Below are 18896 nucleotides of genomic sequence, written 5' to 3'. Positions count from 1 at the left end.
TTTCTTCAAAGCTTTGCAATAGAAGCATGAAAATATTAGATAAATGGTAAAATTCATAGCCCATCATTCTTCATGTTCGTTCAGAATATCCTTCAATTCTTTTTCTGCATTCCGCAATTTCCCCCTACAGAATTGAAGCAATACATGTGCTCTTTTCACCTTCTCGGCCAGTTGGTCTACCGGAATTTCATTGGCAGCCAGGTCTTCTTGTATGGATTGCAATTCTTCAATGGCCTTTTGATAGGTGAGCGTCTCACTATTCGATGTTTTCATTTTTTTGTTGAATTTTCAATACCTTACTTTCAATGACTTGTACTGAAGTATGAGTGCTCAGTACATCGCCAGGTAGTACTTCCAAGCCTGGTTTAACTACTTTTCCATCTTTCAAAGTAATCGAAAAGCCTCTTGCCAATACCCGTTCGGGACTTAAACTCTCGATTTGTTTTTCCATCGCCTCTAATTGCAGCCGGGTCTTTTGCAGCATAAAATCCACCCGGGTTTGTAATAACATTTTCTGATTTTGCAGGAATGTATGTTCTTGTTGCAGCTTGTTCTGAGTCAGGTTTTTAATATTATTTTCCAATTGTCTGTACACTTCCAACTGATATTCCAATACACCATCGGCTTTGCGGACAATCCTATCCAAAAGCTGCTGAAGGCGCATTTCAAATTCCAGGTTGTATTGGATCAAAAATTCGGCAACGGCCGTAGGCGTTTTCAACGCATGATAGGCTACCAAATCTGCCACCGTTTCATCCCGGTGATGCCCGATCCCCGTCAACACCGGGTAAGGTAGTAGGGCAATTTGCTCGGCAATGGCGAATTCATTAAACACCTCCAAATCCAACTTGGAGCCTCCCCCTCTGATCAATACTACTACGTCATAAGCTTCTTCATGCACTTGTTGCAACTGCCGGGCAATTTCGGGCAAAGCTCTTTCTCCTTGTACAGCCGTTTGATAAAGGGTCAGTTGAAAATCATACCCATAGGCGTTGTGTTGCAATTGATTGATAAAATCTGTGTAACCAGCCGCTTCCGGTGAAGAAATGATAGCAATCCGTTGCAGTACCGGAGGGAGTGTCAAGAGCTTTTGCCTGTTCAATAAATCCAACTCTTGCAATTTTTTGAGTGTGGCTTGCCGCTTCAACTCTAACTCACCCAACGTATACCGAGGATCGATGTCCGAAATAAGCAATGACAAGCCGTGTACCTGGTGAAAATTAAGCATTACTTGGACCAATACTTTCACACCCGGAGCCAATAAGTTTTCCAGATCTTCTCCCAAATTTCCATACAACTCATCCAAGCGCTTGCTCCAGATAATCCCTCTCGACCGGGCCACAATCCTTTCGGTTTGCTCATCTTTTTGGACTAGCTCCAGATAACAATGCTCGGCAATATTCACCTGAGCTACCTCTGCCGTAATCCACACTTCCCGCTGGATGCTTTGAAGGTGTTTTTGGATACTTTTATTGAGCTGATATAAGGTGAAATATTTCAAATGTTATAATTTCAATGTCAGAATTTCACGAAGGTAGAAAAAAGCAGGAGTACGAAAATCTGCAAGCAAGCGAATCATGATTGAAGCTTCGAATAGCGGTCAATAATGTAAATACAGCAAAACACCCAAATTTATAGCATGGATACCCGCCAATTGATAAGCCGTCCATTCATTAGACAGGAGGTCCCTCATGTGCTCGTCCAGTTTGCCCATCACCAAGTCAGCAACCGTTTCCGTCCGGTTTTCCGAGGAGGAAACTTCATTGTAAATATCATAAAAAGGGATTTGCTCCAAAAGCTTGTCAATGCTCTTTTTAAGAAGTTTGGGTAGTTTCTCAGTCCATTCATTCAAAATCACCGTCAGTTTAAAATCTCCGGCATTTTGCAATTTTTGCATACCTTTTCTTTTTTCCAGCCAACGCATCAGGTACTGTTTCATCAGGGGCAGTGCATCTTCAAAAACCACGAGCAACATCGTTTTATAAAAATACCGTATTCCCAACATCCAATACAGCCCCGGCAGCAAAAGAGTGAGTAGAAAGAGCTGAATCAGAAAATGATTGTAAGACGGGGTATCTTGTTGAAACAATTGCCAAACTTCATACAACAGGAAACTCAAGGATATTCCTAGCAATAGGAAAAAAGTAAACAGGACAGGCAAAAGTTTAACCAGTACCTTCCCCCCCCTGCTTTTTACATAGCTGAATACAGTGAATAGTTTTTTCATAATATAAGTAAAAGACGTTTCGGTGTTTTATTTCTTCAAGGTAATGTGGACATTAAAGGTACTGCCATCTGTTTTTTGATTGGCGGGCTCTATCGAGCAAGCCAGGTACACCACTGCGGGATGTCCTTGCTCATCAATGAATAATTGAGGCCGCTCCAACCGGTCTACTTTTAAGGCTTTTCCACTTGCCAATGACAGTTCCTTTTTCATAAAAAAAGCCTGTTTGGGTTTTTCCCAACGGATGCCATCCTTTGACTCCAACATTGCCAAACCCGGTTCCACTCCGGTAATGACCCCTGTGAAGTCTTTAAATACGGCATAAAACCGGGAATCCCCCGGGTGAAACCAAACATAGGGGTCTTCCGCACTTGCTATTTTTCCATCTGAAGTGGGCATATCGAAAACAAATTGATCCAAAGGCCGGAATGGGCCTGTAGGCGTATCGGAAACCGCCACACCATGTACTCCTCGCCATTGCGGATCGTAAAGATTTCCTTTGAAATACAGTAAGTACTTACCATCCGATGGCCTGAACACCACCGAAGGGTTTACCACGATCAGGTTATCCGGTTTCGCTTCGGTACCGGCAGGCGAGGGATTCACCACCTGGTCTTTTTTCACCCGGGTTCTGGGACTTAATAAGGGTTGAAGAGGCCGCTCGAAATTCCCGGTAAGCAAATCCTCAAAACTGTCAAATGCAATCACGCCTATTTGTTGGCATTGCTGTACCCGGTTGCGCTTACTCAATTTTTCGCCGGGGGAACCTACCGGTTGTAGGCCCGGATCTTTGGCACCTATATAGTACAAATAAAAGCGTCCATTGAATGCTTTCACATGAGGATTATGAACCATTTGAGCATCCCAGGCAGTAGAATCCCCTTCATGCAAACGGCCTTGCAATACAATTTTTTGAAACCGGAAATCGCGATCGGGATAATCCGAAACCGCATAGCCAATTTTAGAATGGAGTACCCAACTGTCTTTAAAAGAAGGCCAGCCACTGCCCGACTCCCAAGTGGAATACAACATATGATACCGGCCATCCTTTCCTTTTACCACACTCCCTCCCCAAACAAAACGGTCAGGGTCGTGCAATACGGAAGGCCCTTGCAATACCAATGACTCGTTTAAACGCTCTAACTTGGCTTGAAGTGGTTGGGGGCGTACACTGTGGGAAACATCATAGCAAGCTTGCCAAGTGTAACTCACACTAAGTAGTAAGACAATCAATAGATAGGAGTGCATGGTGAGTGAGTTTTCGTTACTCTTTCAAAGATATTATTTCTTTTCTGAACAGCCTTCCAGTTATTTAAAAAAAACAGAACCCAATGGCATTCATTGTAGAATAGCATTGGGCCTGAGGAAGCAATGATTTTAACTTCTTGATTCGTTCAAGTTACAAGGTATGGCCAATGAGTAAATTAGGTGGAGCAGTTTTCTGAGTGAGGATCCTCTTTGAACATATTTACATTTCATTCGGACAGTCTGTCCATAACCTGAGGACGTTATCAATTCGTTTCCTGTTTGATAAAATCTAACGGGTACTTCACTATCTGTTTAAAAAGAAGTGAATCCGGATCGGCAAAATACGCTTCTTTATTCTCAGAGGAATTAAGAATAAACTTGTATTGGGGATGCTCAAAAATATGAACTTGTACCGGTTCGGGTTTTCCTTCCTCGTTAATCAATAAGGAATACGCTGCTTTGGTAAAACCCTCCGGATTTACCCCATCCGCAAATGCCTGTCCGTTTACATAAGCCAACTCACTTAGATAATGCTCAACATGGACTGAATCGGCTTGTTGACCTTCTATTTCCCATTGTTTGTCTGCTGTTTTTTCCAGTACAAAGGATTTCTCATCCGGCAAAAGAAAACTTACCCGATGAATGGAATCCCGGTTGAAGGTCAACAGCTTTTTATTACGATAAGCATCTGCTTTTGTACTGACGGATAAGCTCATAAAATTATCTGCGGCATACACATTTTCGTCTCCTTGTAAGCGTACAAAACTATAAAATGCCTGTTGTTGCCGCCCGTACATTCCCGGTTGTATATTTTGTGGCTGGGCCTTCATGGCCAGGCGGCCTAAAACGATATCCAAGGTACGTTTTTCACCTTCAAACACTTGCACCCGGGTTCCTGTCGAATCTACCTGATAGTCCTTCCATTGGGTTGCACGTTTCGCCACCAGCCGGCTTGGTTGAATGGAGGCCAGATTACTCAAGAGCTCTTTTGCACTACTTTCCATGGCCTGGGCATACTTCCCATTGTCCAATTTCACTTTCCATGAGTTGTCCTGATTTATCAACTCCAATTGTTCCCCGCCTTTATCGATCAGCACCCGGCTTACCCGGTCCCTCTGAATATTCACTAAAGTTTCTTTCAATGTTTTGCTCCGGGATGTACCTCCCCAAAACCGGATGCCTGCATAGATGGCTAGTAACACAAATAGAATCCCCAGTAGTTTACGATTAGATAGTTTCATATAATTTCAGAAGTTACTAATTGGTCAAATATTTCCTTCCATCCAGCGTCTTCGTTTGTTTAGATACTGCTGTCTGCGCAGCATTCCATACAGGATAATCAGAGCAATCGGAGCCAGAACGTTGGCATAGGACAAAAATGCTTTGGTATCTTCTTCCAATGGATCTAAAGGACGGGAAGTAACCCCTTTGGTACGCAAGTCGATCAGCCCGGTATCATCTGCCAGCCAATCAATGGCATTCACAGTGAAATTGACATTGTCCGGATTTACTGCCTGGTTTCCTTGTGCCCCGTTTACCGCAAACTGCCCGTTGGCAATCATCACTATTTTCGATGGAGTATTACCTACCAGTTGTCCTTCCAAGGCCACGGCAACAGGCTGGGCTGTCTGGTTAAAATCCTGAGCCGTCCATTCCCGGTTTATATCCAACATCGCAGGAGCCGGGACTAAACCGGAGCGCTCTGAAGTAAAGGCCAAGGGTGTATATGTCACCAAAGTATTGCTTGTATCCTGATTAATCTGAAGGTCGCTTACAAAAGGTAAAAAAAGCGATTCCAGTCCTTTGGACACCGGGTGATCGGCAAACTTGGCAATCATTGGGAAATAGGGAAACTCTACCTGGGTATTAAAGACAAAAGGCCCTTGCTGTTGTTGTACACTGACCGAACCGCAACTCACATCAATGACAAAGTTGCTTCCCAGGTGAATCCCTTTATCCTCCAGCCAGCCTTTCAAACCAATATCCGGGGCCTTGGTAAGGGAATTACTTTGCAAATTGCCCTGCACCCCACTGTAAGCGAGATAAATACTTCCACCTGTTTTCAAATAATTGTCCAATTTCATCAAATGGCTGTCCGGTACGGTATCCTGAGGGCTCACCCAAGCGATGGCCTTGTAAAAAGCAGGGATTTCCGCTGTATCCGATAAGGTATAAGGCTCTACCTCAAACAATACCGACAACTGTTGTACTACTTGTTGAGAGGCATACATGGAGGGTTCTCCATGGCCTTGTAGAAAAGCCACTTTAGGCTTGTCCACCACCGTAAGTTTCTTAATGGCAGTTGTCAAGTCGTATTCCATGGCAGCTCCCGGTTGGATAACCGGGAGGATTTCTTTCCGGTCACCGGTTTCTACCACCGCCCCCATATATGCGCGCATTTGTTTCACCTGATCCCGGTCCTGCACATTGATTAGCAAGGGACTGATTCCGGTTTGTTGGGCTTTTTGTTCGGCCGCCTCATCTTCATTGGGATTGATAAATTCATACACAATCTGACTTCCCGAGCGGTTTTCATATTCGATCAACAAATCTTTAAAATCCTGACGATTGCTCAAAAGCTGAGGGGGTAAATCTTCGGAAAAATACGCTTTGATGGTGATGACCTCTTCCAAATCACTCAGGATATCCTTTGTGGCCTTGTCCAAGGTATAGCGCTGATCTGCCGTAAAATCCAATCTCAAAAAAGCTTTACTGGCAATTAAATTAACCAGTACGATTATGGCGGTTAACAGTCCTAACTTTGTTATGATATTTCTTTTAGTCAGCATCGTCTATTACAAGTCAAAACAATGATTAGTTAAGATGAATTGGGAGGAGCTATCCCTGCCAGTTTCTTCTTGACAACATAGTTTGAGAAAGCAGTAAACCCATGCCTGCCAAGGAGAAGAAATAAATCAAGTCGCGCGAATCAAGCACCCCCCGGGAAATAGATTCGAAATGGGCGCGGGCACTGAGGTAATTCAAAATTTCGCCCATTACACCCGTAAAGCTTGCCGCCATGACATCAAACAACACATGGAAAAAGATTCCGATGGTAAGCGCTAACAAAAAGGCTACAACCTGGTTGTTAGACAAACTACTGGCAAAAATGCCAATACTGATATAAGCGGCACTTAATAATACCAAGCCGAAATACCCTCCCATTACGGCCCCATGGTCTACTTTCCCTAAAAAGAGGAGGGTAAGGTAATACGGCAGTGTGCATCCCAAAGCCACAATCACCAACAGGAGGCAAGACAGAAACTTCCCACTGACAATTTGTGGATCGGAAACCGCTTTGGTACTCAATAATTCAATGGTTCCGGAGCGGGTTTCTTCTGCCAGGGAACGCATGGTAATGGCCGGGATAAAAAAGAACAAGGTCCAATAAGAAATACTGAAAAAGACCTGTAAACTGGCCTGGTTGATCATAAAGATATGATTGCCAAACAACCAGGTAAAAAAACCGCTGAAGCCTAAAAACAACACAATCATTACATAGGCGATCAGAGAATCAAAATAAGACGCTATTTCTCTTTTTGTGATAATCCAAATGCTTTTCATTTTATCGCTGTTTTCCCGGACACGGCCTCAGTTTTTCAACAGAAAAAGACCATGCCCAATTAGATATTATACCCAATATGTCTATCAATTGGTCAACTCTCTGAAGACGTCTTCCAGGCGAGTTTCGATGCCCCGCATTTCCATCAAGTACCATTGCTTTTCCACACATAAATCGAATATGGCCTTGCGGGAGGACGTATCGGGTTTGCTTTGCAGACGGAAAAAGCCTTGTTTGTCTTCCACAGGCTGTACGGTTTCTACCGGTGCCAAATCCAACAAGGCCGCCCGGACATCGGCTCCATTGGAGGCTTCAATATTCAACTCCAATAGCTCTTGCCCCTGTGCCTGTTGGCGCAAAGTAACGGCACTACCGTCCGCTACGATTTGACCACGGTTGATAATCAAAATGCGATCGCAAGTTGCTTCCACTTCCGGGAGGATATGAGAACTGAGAATAACCGTCTTTTCCTTTCCCAATTCTTTGATGAGTTTCCGGATTTCGATCCGTTGATTAGGGTCCAGTCCCGTAGTGGGTTCATCCAAAATCAGGATTTCCGGGTCGTGTATCATTGCCTGGGCCAGGCCTACCCGTTGCCGGTACCCTTTGGATAGCGCATGGATTTTTTTGTATCGCTCTCTGGTAAGGCCACAGAGTTCGATCATTGCCCGGATTCTTTGTGAAAGCTGCTCCTTCTCCACCCCTTGTAATTCCGCACAAAACTTCAGGTAGTCCACAATTGCCATATCGGTGTACAGCGGGTTGTTTTCGGGAAGGTAACCGATGCGTTTTTTGATTTCTTCAGGTTGCTCGCTGGCGTTAAACCGATCTAACCGGATACTGCCTTGGCTGGGAGCCATGTAGCAGGTAATCATTTTCATAGTTGTACTCTTCCCGGCCCCGTTAGGACCCAGAAAACCAACTACTTCTCCGGTTTTGATCTCAAAGGAGATATTGTCAACCGCCTTTTGAGAACCATACAATTTCGTCAAATTTTCAACTACAATAGCCATGATCCCTTACGGTATTTGGTTGTATTGCAATTTTATAAGGCGGTTTATTAATTATCCAGAAAAAAGGTATTAAAAAATGTTAAAAATAGAAGAATAAAAGCACGAATTGCCGAATAGGAAACATTATCACGAATACATTTTCACTGGGCAGCCATGGTCCGGTTGATCTTGTTTCTCTCCAAACTAAACCGTTCTCCCTGTGATTTCATCAGGAAAACAAAAAATGACAGCTGTAAACCATTCGTGATAATTCCTAACCTGTACATCGTTTCCTCCCATTTCCTTTTCTCAACTACAGATTTGTTCCATTACCCTATTGGTCCGGGCAGCGCTGATTCCGGTACTGGGGCAAGAAACAACCTTGCCCTGAAGCTCCTCCACAATGCTTTTAATTAAGTAGAATTGAATATTTTCCGGGAGTTCAAAGCGATGTTCGGTACAGTGCCCCTCTCGGTATAATTTTACCAGAGGTTCGCCAAAAGTAGAAAAACGAATTTTCCCTTTGGAACCGATAATTTCTATCTCGTCAAGGTGGTCATCTTGATGGGTGGTAAAACACCAAGCCCCGGTACCCAACACGCCTGACTCAAAGCGAAAATTCCCCATGACAATGTCTTCTGCCGGATACCAATCTGCCTGATTGCTTTTAATTCCGGAAGCTTCCGCAATAGGTCCCAAGGCAAAGTCAAGGTAATCTAACTGATGGGAAGCCAAGTCATAGAAATGCCCGCCTCCGGCTACATCCGGAAATACCCGCCACATCAATTCTCCCGTTTGATGATCGATAGAAGGAATATGTTTATAAAGCTTTAAGTTCACCAAACGCACCTCTCCAATCGCTCCTTTTTGCAATTGATCTTTCACCCATAAAAAGTGAGGCAAGGTTCTCCGGTAATAAGCCACAAACAATTTTACCCCGGCCTTAGCACAAGCCTCAAGCATTTCCAGGCATTCGGCATGGTTGCGGGCCATGGGTTTTTCCACATACACATGCTTTCCGGCTGCTGCCACCTTTTTGCAATATTCGGCATGCGAACCTGGAGGAGTCGCAATATACACGGCATTAACCTCCGGGTCGTGAATCAACGCTTCGGCATCCGTATACCATTTGGCAATGCCATGCCTCTTTGCGTAATCTTCCGCTTTTTGGGCGTTCCGCCTCATTACCGCAATCACCTCCGAACCGGGTATTTTATGAAAAGCCGGTCCGCTTTTTAATTCTGTCACTGCCCCACAACCGATAAAGCCCCACTTGATTACTTCACTCATAAATTTAAAAACGTTTGACAGATTGAGGGAATGAAGGGTTGAAGGTAAGTTTTAAATTTAATTGTACCATTTAGCAAACGTACCTTGCTTTCATTGCCCGGTTCAATATTTATACTAACAATTATCCATTGGCTAATGATTGCCTATCCGTTTTTTTCTACAATGCAGAAAAAGTCAAACCCGTCTTCGGCATAATCGGCAAAATGATAATCCTCCACTTTTACACTCAGTACCAGCTCATCATTTCCTTTTTGTAGCTTTTTCCTATTCACCCGGTTGAGTAAATCGTAAGGAACTTGCAGGAACTTGCGAGGCAAGCGGTATTGCAAATTGAACACATCAAAGCGGGTGATTTTTTTTACAGAGGCTTTGTTGTCTTCATAATATTTCATCACCTTATGGTTTCCGGTAATGCCTTTTACCTCCACCTTATCAAAATAGCGCCCCATCAAATCCTTCATTTGTTTGGCCGTATACTCTCGTACATGCCAAGGGTTGCGTGTCAGGGACATATGAATGTTGGGAGTAGTAATAATTGCTTTCCCTCCCGGTTTTAACACCCGGTGAATTTCTTTGACAAATAAATCATCGTCTTCGATATGTTCTATCACCTGAAAAGACAAAACGTAATCGTACTCATTATCTTCCAGGCCTTCCAAAGGGGGCACGGATTGGTGAAGAAAATGGCAATGCAAATATTGTTGCCCGTGCAAAGTGAGTAATTTTTCATTTTTGTCAATGGCAGTGAACGAATCACTGGCCTTGATAATGGTTTCCAAGCCTCTTCCGGCCCCACAACCTATCTCCAGCACATTGCCCTTGATCCGCTTGGCGGCTTCCACATAGGCAAAATACAAGCGCTGATGAATGACATTATCACTTTGCTCTTCGTGCGAGGTGATTTCTGTTGTACTAAACATAAATATCGATTAACATTAGTAATGCGTCTAAATAGTTGAGAGTTTGCAAACAGAAAGCAAACCTCTTGGTAGTTGCAAGTTTGGGGTTATTGCCAAATGCCCGGTGTATCCTGACGAGCATTTATGAATATAGGTAAAACATTCATTTGAATCAATTCATCACAGTATCCACCTCTGCCTTACCGTTTCGTTCCTCTAAAATCGCCCAAAGATAAGGCATGTGGGGAAGATTCGCCCGCCAAGCTTGAATTAATCAAATTCCATCTGATTTTTTTACTTCTTTTCAAGTTTGGTGTTCGTATATGTTAAGAGAAGAAATCGTGGTGAGAATATACCAGATAAAATGATTCTATGAGGATAATTGTTAAATTTAACTTCTAATACTTATGTTAGTAAACCCATTTTTTAAAGTGGGCATAAGTCTGTGATAAAATGCAATCAACGTCTAAATTCGATACCCGCTGTTCCAATAAAACATCCATTTATAAAGAATTTTCCAATATGATCCGCTTTCAACTGATAGTTTGTTTGATATGCTTTTATTTTCCCCTCAGTGCCGAAATCAAAGCCCAGGAAGCTTCCAACGAATTATTTTTACAACTAAAGCTTATTCAAAAGGGAACTTCTACTGCGGTAGAAATCGCTTTTAAGCCGTACTCCATGAGGGAAGACGGCTCCCTGTCAAACATGCACTTGCTTTATAGTGTTCAAAATCCCAATGACAGTGTGGTTCAATTTACGGATACGGTGCAACTGTCTCAGCAAGTGACCCAACAAGTCAATGAACTGTTTTACTACACTCTTGCACTGCCCAAAAGCGATCAGCCTTTACAGGTGCATATCAACTTGGTGGATACGGTAGAAAACCTAAAGGCAAGCCGTTCGTTCAACTATCTGCCCAATACTCCCAAGGTAAATTTCGGTATCAAAAATTTGAGTAACCCACAACACACTCTTTTCACCATGGTGGGCGATAGCTTGGTATTTACCTCTTCGCAGGATACTACTCTTTACTTGGTCCGGTTTACTCATGACTTCAACCCGGCTCCTCCTCCCATGGCCGTAGATTATGCCAATCCGCAAAAAGAGTTGAAAATAGACTCCGTACTTACGGTTAAAACCAATGTACCGGTAAGCTTGGCGCAAGAGGCTTTGTATTTGGCGCAAGAAGACACTACAGGAGCTACGGGAATCGGCATAAAAGTCGTTGGAAAGGATTATCCCAAATACAAAAAACTGGAAAAGCTGATAAAATCCATGGTGTACATTTCTACCGGAAGTGAGATGAACTCCATGTTGAAAGCCAAAAAGATGAAGTCTGTATTTGAGAACTTCTGGGTGAATCTTGCCGGTTCTCAAGAAAATGCCGCCAAGCTGATCCGTATTTATTTCCGCAGGGTAGGCTATGCAAATAAAAATTTCACAACCTATAAAGAAGGCTGGAAAACAGACCGGGGGATCATCTATGTCATTTTTGGCAAACCGGAACGTATTGAAAATACACCGGAGGGCGAAAACTGGATGTACCGGGACAATGGGCAGGAAGTGGTTTTCTCATTTAAAAAGATGGAAAACTTATTCAGTGGCAACCACTACGAACTCGCCCGGAACAATAACCTGAAAAAAAGCTGGTACAATGCCGTGGAAAGTTGGCGCAAAGGGTTGATTAAAAGTGAGGAAAGGAATTAGTTTTAAAAAACCAGATAGGGTGTAAAACGGTTTAGTATTCCGTGTTGAACCGGAATTAAGGCTATTCTTTTAAGCTTATCCAGGTTGTAAAATTTGTGTCTATAGATTCGTGATAATTTTAGGTATCTATCCCCAGTTTACTTCATCACTCATTCCTCTCGCAATAATTTGATCAGCTACCGCAGGGGCAAAGGCGAGCGCTCTGACAAGTTATATTTAAAACCCAAAGTGCTTCCTGTAAGGGGGGAAGCACTTTGGGTTTTATTAAATAACTTATCTTATACGATTTCTTCTTTTAGAAGCTCCATTTGAGTCCGGCACTCCAGGTTCTTCCAAAACCATAGTAAGCAACATTATCATCAAACTTCCCTTCTTCTACGATATTTGTTTCGGATTCTGCAATGTACTCGGTGTCAAAGGCATTGTTCATATTGGCATTCAAGCGCAACTCAGAACCACCAAGCTTAATTTTATAAGTCAAACCAAAATCTGCCAAGTTGTAAGAAGGCAATTTCAAGGCTTGATTACCTTCGGTTAAGAAGATCTCGTCCGATACAGGGTTGAAATCCGCATACAAATTATCCACATAATACCAGCTACCTCTCAATTTCAAGCCTTTTACTATCTCAACGCTTGCACCGATTCTGGCGGTAGTCTGTCCGGCATCACCTACTTTCACATCTTTCAGATAAAGAGAGTGTGTTCCGATTTTATTTTGTCCGTCATCAAACACATCGGCAGTAATGTTATCCTTGTATGTCCAATCTCCCAAAGAGAACATCCCGTAGATATCCAAGGTTTTAACCGGAGTAACGGTCACATCCAGCTCCACCCCCCGGTGCTGCTGTCCAATACCTGTAAGGTTAGCAGTACCTTGTTGGCCGCCTGCCACTGAAACGCTTTGCTGCCTGAACCTATCCGACCAGGTAGTATGGTAAAGGTTTAAATTTAACCGCACAAAATCCGTACGCAAGCCATAACCCAATTCATAACTAATGATTTTTTCATTGGTTAAGTTTTCATTGATATCATTCACATAGTTCAAGAAAACGGCATCAAACAATGGCTGGCGAGAAAACCATCCCACATTTGCAAAAACATTGTGGTGTCGGTCAATATTATAGTTGGCTCCGGCTTTGAGGTTACCTCCCCAGCGGTTTTGCCAAGAAGTTTCTTGATCGGCATCTCCATCCCGGTAGTTAAAGTAGTCAACTCTTTTGTATCCCTGGTGAGAAAGCGCTCCGGAAAGGTGAGCAGAGAAGCGATCTTTAGAATATTCAATTTGTCCGAAAGTTCCTATCCAACGAACCAAGCCATCGTTGTAATAATCAATTTGTTGATCATTTTGCAATTCGGCAAACGCTCTAGACTTTTTCTCCTGGGTAACAAAGACCCCTGCATTGTTCATGTTTTCATTGGAGAAGAATGCATCGTTGCCTAACAAATTATCGATTCTACGGTAGTGGATACCTTTATAACTTCTTAAGTCCAACCCGGAGATTAAAGTCCATTTTTGATCAAACTTATGCGTTAAGTTGGCAAGAACACCGTACCAGTTATGTGAGTTTATAGAAGCTCTACGAACAAAACCTCCATTTTGGGTGGTTTCGTAACGTCCTTTGTCGGCATTGTAATAGATTGACTCATAAGCTACATATTTATCAGCAAAATAACCATTGTTGACATCGTACCCGTCAGGAAGTTTGTCGGTACCTGAAGACATGTCTCCCCAATTAGGTTTAGGCGCACCAAAATCTGCAAAAGCCGCATCAGAATGCCCCCGGTTCCATCTTGCAATATGATCAAACCTCACTTGTCCCATATAAGGATTTCCATCCGCATCTGCTTTATAACGGGTATCTCTAAACTTCGAGCTGGTATCATAACTTCCGTTGATTCTTCCCCGGGGGCCTGTTCCTCCTCCCCGGCCAAAGGAAGCATAAGCAGTGGTGGCTAATTCGGTTTTCTCAGAGATATTCCAATACCAGTTTAAGAACATTTTAGGTTTATGGTAGAAGTTTCTTCTCCAACTAAACACCTCTCCGTTATAATCTCCCCAAGAAGGGTTGTATTTTGCTCCTCTGGGATGGTTTTTAAAGGTAGCGATGGTCACTCCATCGTAAACGCCCAAAGATCGTTGGTTATGCCATTGAGCAGCCCCTAAAGCCGTCAAATGTACGGAATGCTTTTTATTCATGACCCAAGCCATTGAAGCCAAATAAGAAAAGCCTTCAAATTGGGTTCCGTCAATATAACCGTCTCCTTTCGTGTAGGCTCCTTGCATGGTCAATGCCAATCCGCTTTTTCCTAAACCTGTAGAAAGGTTTAAGGCATATTTTTGATAACCGTCATTCCCATAAGTAACACTGGCGGCTCCCCCTTTATCCATTTCGGCAGCATTGGTGATAATGTTGATAGTACCACCTACTGATGCTACAGCCAACTTAGAAGCACTCAATCCACGTTGTACTTGTACTTTTGAGGCTACATCCTGTAAACCGGCCCAGTTAGACCAATATACCGAACCATTTTCCATATCATTAACGGGTACCCCGTTGATCATCACGGCAGTATTTACCTGGTCAAACCCTCTCAAATTAATTCTAGCATCACCGTAGCCTCCTCCTTGTTTGGTTACATAGGTAGAAGGGGTAAAGCGAAGAATTTCGGGAAACTCCTGATTTCCCAATTGTTCATCTATAATCTCAGCATCAATGTTGGCAACGGCAACCGGTGTTTTACGGTCTACCGCTACCGAAGCAATGACTTCTACTTCTTGTAAGCCAATCGACTCGCCCTCCAATTGAATATCACCCAAATTAACCGCTCCTCCGGTAAGGCTCACCTTTTGTTCCAAGGATTTAAATCCAATAAAAGAAATCACTAGTGTTTGTTCACCACTGAGATCCGTTTGCATTTTAAAATTTCCATCAATATCGGTAATTGTACCTTGGGTAGTTCCTTTAAGGACAATGTTCGCTCCGATAATTGGTTCTGTGTCTTCCAGGATTCTCCCCTGAATGGTTGTTTGTTGGGCTAAGGCTATAGTACACCAACTGAAAAACAGTACTAACAGTAAACTTTTTTTCATGAGTTAGAAAGTTTAAATAGTTATATGAATTCTTTGCAAAAGTATCTTTTTTATCTAAAAAGTCATGGAGAGGTTTATGAATAAATCTTGAACAATTTTCAAGGCATTAAATTACCCTATTTATACCAATAAGCTATATTAAAGGCTATTCCGTTAAATTTATTATACCTTAAATTAAGAATTAAAACTTAAAATTAATTCTATGTAAAATACTACTTACAAGGTAGTTATTTAATTTTGTTAAATCCAGTGTGATTTTCTCAAATACTCCTACCTGCCCAGGCTAGGTGCATAGTCAAACCTTGGCATCAAAGGAACCAATTCTTCTGTTTTTATCCTTGTAAGGTATATTGCATATCCTCTCCCGGTTTTAGTACTTATTTTTTTGAGATAATTTATGAGAGTTCATTATTATCTGTTGTTTCTCCTTTTGCTAACTTCAGGCTGTATGCAATTTCGCACCAGTGATAAACAAATCACAAAGAGCTTTTCGAGTAAATCCTTTGCATACACTATAGAAAAATATACCTATCAGGGGCATCAAATCCGCTATGTAAGCACTCAGTTAAAAGCACAAAAACCGAAAATAACCCTTCTGTTTATCCATGGAGCCCCAGGTTCTTCGGATGCCTTTTATACTTACCTTCAGCACCCTAAACTATTGGCTCATGCCCGGCTTGTTTCGGTAGACCGGCCAGGCTATGGATACTCTGATTTTGGGAAATCCATTACGTCAATACAAGAGCAAGCCCGCTTGCTCCAACCCATACTTCAAAAGTTTCATTCGGCTTCCCATCCGGTAGTACTTGTGGGGCATTCGTATGGAGGAACTATCGCCGCCCGGCTTGCCATGGATTTTCCCGAATTAGCAAACCACCTCATTATGTTGTCTCCTGCCATAGACCCGGACCTGGAAAAAATCTTTTGGTTTTCAAACCTTCCCCGTACATTTCCTTTTCACTGGCTCTCTCCCCGTTCGTTTAAAGTAGCCGCAGATGAAAAATTCACACATGAGGAGGAATTGCGAGAAATGCTTCCTTACTGGGAAAAAATATGCATTCCGGTTTGGCATGTACACGGAAACAAAGATCAAATTGTTCCCTACCTCAATGTGGAGTTTTCTCGAAAAATGCTGGGACATGTACCTTTAAAAATCATCTCTTTGCCCAATGCCAATCACTTTATTCCCTGGAAAGAAGAAAAGCAAATCATTTCCATTATTCTCCATTCAATTCGTACCTTTTCAAGACAAGAGTAAAATAGAATTTCAAAAATTTATTCCTTAAATTTATAAAGGGATATAGAGCTAAGATAGTCTCGATACAATCCGGTTTACTTTATTAAAATGCACCGACAAATGAAAAAGCCAAACGGGAAAACTGATAAGCCAAAAGTGCATCCCGAATTAAAAGGGTTTGATATTTATATTAATGAATTGGGAGAAGTGAAATGGAGTAAGTCTATAGAAGAAGTCAATCTTTTTCTGAATAAACATGTCGTGGATAAAAAATTGAAAGAGCGCTTTGGGTATAAATCTGATGAGGAAGATGATACCATTCATTTTATGTATTAAAAAACGATAGTAGGTTTTAATTACGTTCAAAAAAAGCCTGATATTTGAAAAATACCAGGCTCTTGTTTTATGATGATAATGTACTCGAATCACTACAGATCAAATACTTCTTTCAATTTGTCTACATAATCTAATTTTTCCCATGTAAAGAACTCCACTTCTTTGACAGTTTTCGTTCTTACTTCCCTTCTCTGTCCGTTTTTTTCTTCCAGTTCTACATAGAACAAATCGATCTCTTTCTTATACGGCTCTCTCCCCATGTGGCCATAAGCCGCTGTTTCGGAGAAAATCGGATATTTCAGCCCTAAACGATCCACAATAGCTTTCGGGCGCATATCAAAGATATGTGCTACTTTTTCCGCGATTTCAGCATCCGTCAAGTCTACCTTCGAGCTATTATAGGTATTGATATTCAAGGATACGGGATTGGAGACACCAATGGCATACGCAACTTGTACCAAGGCCTCGTCAGCGATACCGGCAGCCACCAGGTTTTTTGCGATGTGCCGGGCAGCATAAGCCGCACTACGATCAACCTTAGAAGCATCTTTTCCGGAAAAAGCACCGCCCCCGTGAGCTCCTTTTCCACCATACGTATCTACAATGATCTTACGCCCGGTTAATCCGGCATCACCGTGAGGCCCGCCAATCACAAACTTACCTGTAGGATTGATATGGAAGATCGTTTTTTCATCCAGGAATTTGTCAGGAATTACCCTGGGAATTACAATCGAACGGATATCCTCCTGAATTTTTGCTAACATTTGCGGCTCATTGGCAAAGTCATCGTGTTGGGTAGATACTACAATGGTATGTACTCTTAAAGGATTGTGATCCCCTCCGTATTCAATAGTAACTTGGGCTTTGGCATCCGGACGCAAATAGGACATCAACTCCGGCTCTTCCTTCCGGATTTTGGCCAATTCTTTTACCAAACGATGCGAATACGCCAAAGCCATAGGCATGTATTCGGGGGTTTCGTTGGTCGCATACCCAAACATCATCCCTTGATCACCAGCTCCCTGATCTTTATCGATTCCCTGTCCTTCATTCACTCCCTGCGCAATATCCGGTGACTGGCTGTGCAGCGCTCCCATCACACCACATGACTCGGAATCAAAGCTGTAATCGTTTTTGGTATATCCAATTTTTTTAATGGTTTCTCTTACGATATCGGGAATTTCCACATAGGCATTTGTGGTGACCTCCCCTGCAACTACGACCAAACCGGTAGTAACCATCGTTTCACAGGCTACTCTTGAATCCGGATCCTGACTTAACATGGAATCCAGGATAGCATCCGAGATTTGGTCTGCTATCTTATCAGGATGTCCTTCTGATACTGACTCTGAAGTGAATAAATATGACATAAATCTTGAAATTAAGAAACTAGCGTTTTGTTTTAAATTTAACTGTATTTTCCCAATCGACCTCTTCTTCTTGTAACTCTCTGACAAATGCTGTAAACAATAATTGTTTTCGGTCCACGGATACGATGGCATTGTCATTGACAGAGCGTTTGATTTTCCCTTCCGTGGATAAAATCAGCTTATAGGTCATAGAGTTATACAGCTGCTCAAAATATTGCCTGACTTCATCAGGTAAATCTTCTTGCTGAGAGGGAAACACTTCCATCAAATGGGCAAACACCTGTTGCCTGGATTTGGAAAACTTCCCTTTCAGGTTATATTCATAATATACAGGCGGACTTTCAAATTCCCGGCTGTCTAAATGCGTCAGTGCGGAATTTAATATGTCCACATCATAAAATTCGAAAGTAATACCATATTTAAAATTGAGGGGATCATTTGTGCTTACAGCCCCTACAATGCCCGGAAGGGAATTTAAGGTTGCCGCTCCTTCTTTAAACACGGAATCCAACACAGAAAACGGATTACGAGACACTCCCAATAAAGCCGCCTCCTCCTTTGTCAAAGCTGTTAGCCTGGACAGCTCCAATTTACTATGAGTAAAATCTAACTGTAACTCATAGCGCCCGGAGCCATCTATATTAATATGAACTAACTCCCGGATCTCATAACAAGATGAGAAACAACATGCTACTAAAATCCCTAAAAAAAATCTCATCACCTTACATTCAAGCAGCAAAGATAAAAAATGAATAGTACTTAATCAGAAAGTTCACAAAAGGAATTGCATTCACTTCTATTTCAATAAATATACATCACCTTCTGAAAGTCTCTCATTGGCAACAAATTAAAAGGAATTCTCTCTACGAAACAAGGAAATTCCCTTACAACATTACATTAATTTTCTGCTAAGGTTTTTCATATTTTGAATACTTAA

16 protein-coding genes are annotated in these 18896 nt (G+C 42.2%); 3 read left to right on the top strand and 13 right to left on the bottom strand.

All coding sequences use genetic code 11. The annotated features are described in order from the left end of the window. Window positions 1-63: 63 nt before the first annotated feature. The 10 genes from xseB to AAG747_RS10270 form a co-directional block, all read right to left on the bottom strand. Window positions 64-273 (bottom strand): exodeoxyribonuclease VII small subunit, encoded by a 210-nt coding sequence (gene xseB / locus AAG747_RS10315; RefSeq protein ID WP_346821081.1) that lies wholly within the window; start codon window positions 271-273, stop codon window positions 64-66. After that, window positions 257-1501, bottom strand: a complete 1245-nt coding sequence (gene xseA / locus AAG747_RS10310; RefSeq protein ID WP_346821080.1) for an exodeoxyribonuclease VII large subunit — start codon at window positions 1499-1501, stop codon at window positions 257-259. Before xseA ends, xseB begins: the two co-directional genes overlap by 17 nt. A 99-nt stretch (window positions 1502-1600) precedes the next feature. Continuing rightward, window positions 1601-2227: a hypothetical protein gene (locus AAG747_RS10305; RefSeq protein WP_346821079.1), complete on the bottom strand. Its 627-nt coding sequence runs from the start codon at window positions 2225-2227 to the stop codon at window positions 1601-1603. Window positions 2228-2254: 27 nt separating this feature from the next. Continuing rightward, the gene (locus AAG747_RS10300; protein WP_346821078.1) at window positions 2255-3472 is read right to left on the bottom strand and encodes a glycoside hydrolase family protein; all 1218 of its coding nucleotides are present in this window, start codon (window positions 3470-3472) and stop codon (window positions 2255-2257) included. 263 nt (window positions 3473-3735) lie between these two features. Next, window positions 3736-4713, bottom strand: a complete 978-nt coding sequence (locus AAG747_RS10295; protein WP_346821077.1) for a DUF4340 domain-containing protein — start codon at window positions 4711-4713, stop codon at window positions 3736-3738. A gap of 24 nt (window positions 4714-4737) precedes the next feature. Then, a complete protein-coding gene (locus AAG747_RS10290) occupies window positions 4738-6261 on the bottom strand; it encodes a GldG family protein (protein ID WP_346821076.1) in 1524 nt (507 codons plus the stop codon). A 49-nt stretch (window positions 6262-6310) separates the two neighbouring features. Continuing rightward, window positions 6311-7036 carry an ABC transporter permease subunit gene (locus AAG747_RS10285; RefSeq protein WP_346821075.1) on the bottom strand — a complete coding sequence of 242 codons (726 nt, stop codon included), beginning with the start codon at window positions 7034-7036 and terminating at the stop codon, window positions 6311-6313. Between the two features lie 84 nt (window positions 7037-7120). Next, window positions 7121-8047 carry an ATP-binding cassette domain-containing protein gene (locus AAG747_RS10280; RefSeq protein WP_346821074.1) on the bottom strand — a complete coding sequence of 309 codons (927 nt, stop codon included), beginning with the start codon at window positions 8045-8047 and terminating at the stop codon, window positions 7121-7123. A gap of 288 nt (window positions 8048-8335) precedes the next feature. After that, window positions 8336-9316, bottom strand: coding sequence for a Gfo/Idh/MocA family protein (locus AAG747_RS10275; protein WP_346821073.1), 981 nt, complete (start codon window positions 9314-9316; stop codon window positions 8336-8338). A 143-nt stretch (window positions 9317-9459) separates the two neighbouring features. Then, on the bottom strand, window positions 9460-10236 hold the full coding sequence (locus AAG747_RS10270) for a class I SAM-dependent methyltransferase (RefSeq protein WP_346821072.1): 777 nt from the start codon (window positions 10234-10236) through the stop codon (window positions 9460-9462). A 432-nt stretch (window positions 10237-10668) separates the two neighbouring features. Here AAG747_RS10270 and AAG747_RS10265 point away from each other — a divergent pair, with 432 nt between their 5' ends. Further along, window positions 10669-11925 carry a GWxTD domain-containing protein gene (locus tag AAG747_RS10265; RefSeq protein ID WP_346821071.1) on the top strand — a complete coding sequence of 419 codons (1257 nt, stop codon included), beginning with the start codon at window positions 10669-10671 and terminating at the stop codon, window positions 11923-11925. Between the two features lie 295 nt (window positions 11926-12220). On the opposite strand, the gene AAG747_RS10260 is transcribed toward AAG747_RS10265, so the two are convergent. Continuing rightward, the gene (locus AAG747_RS10260) at window positions 12221-15016 is read right to left on the bottom strand and encodes a TonB-dependent receptor (protein WP_346821070.1); all 2796 of its coding nucleotides are present in this window, start codon (window positions 15014-15016) and stop codon (window positions 12221-12223) included. 448 nt (window positions 15017-15464) lie between these two features. Here AAG747_RS10260 and AAG747_RS10255 point away from each other — a divergent pair, with 448 nt between their 5' ends. Together AAG747_RS10255 and AAG747_RS10250 are read left to right on the top strand one after the other, a co-directional pair. Beyond that, complete coding sequence (locus tag AAG747_RS10255; RefSeq protein WP_346821069.1) at window positions 15465-16274, top strand: alpha/beta fold hydrolase; 810 nt, start codon at window positions 15465-15467, stop codon at window positions 16272-16274. A gap of 99 nt (window positions 16275-16373) precedes the next feature. Then, on the top strand, window positions 16374-16589 hold the full coding sequence (locus tag AAG747_RS10250; RefSeq protein ID WP_346821068.1) for a hypothetical protein: 216 nt from the start codon (window positions 16374-16376) through the stop codon (window positions 16587-16589). A gap of 92 nt (window positions 16590-16681) precedes the next feature. On the opposite strand, the gene metK is transcribed toward AAG747_RS10250, so the two are convergent. Then, window positions 16682-17959: a methionine adenosyltransferase gene (metK, locus tag AAG747_RS10245; RefSeq protein ID WP_346821067.1), complete on the bottom strand. Its 1278-nt coding sequence runs from the start codon at window positions 17957-17959 to the stop codon at window positions 16682-16684. A 19-nt stretch (window positions 17960-17978) separates the two neighbouring features. Then, window positions 17979-18677: a hypothetical protein gene (locus tag AAG747_RS10240; protein WP_346821066.1), complete on the bottom strand. Its 699-nt coding sequence runs from the start codon at window positions 18675-18677 to the stop codon at window positions 17979-17981. Window positions 18678-18896: the final 219 nt, after the last annotated feature.

Origin of the sequence: Rapidithrix thailandica (genome assembly GCF_039710355.1) — a bacterium.
GTDB classification, from domain to species: domain Bacteria; phylum Bacteroidota; class Bacteroidia; order Cytophagales; family Flammeovirgaceae; genus Rapidithrix; species Rapidithrix thailandica.
This window is presented reverse-complemented; position numbering and strand designations above follow the sequence as displayed.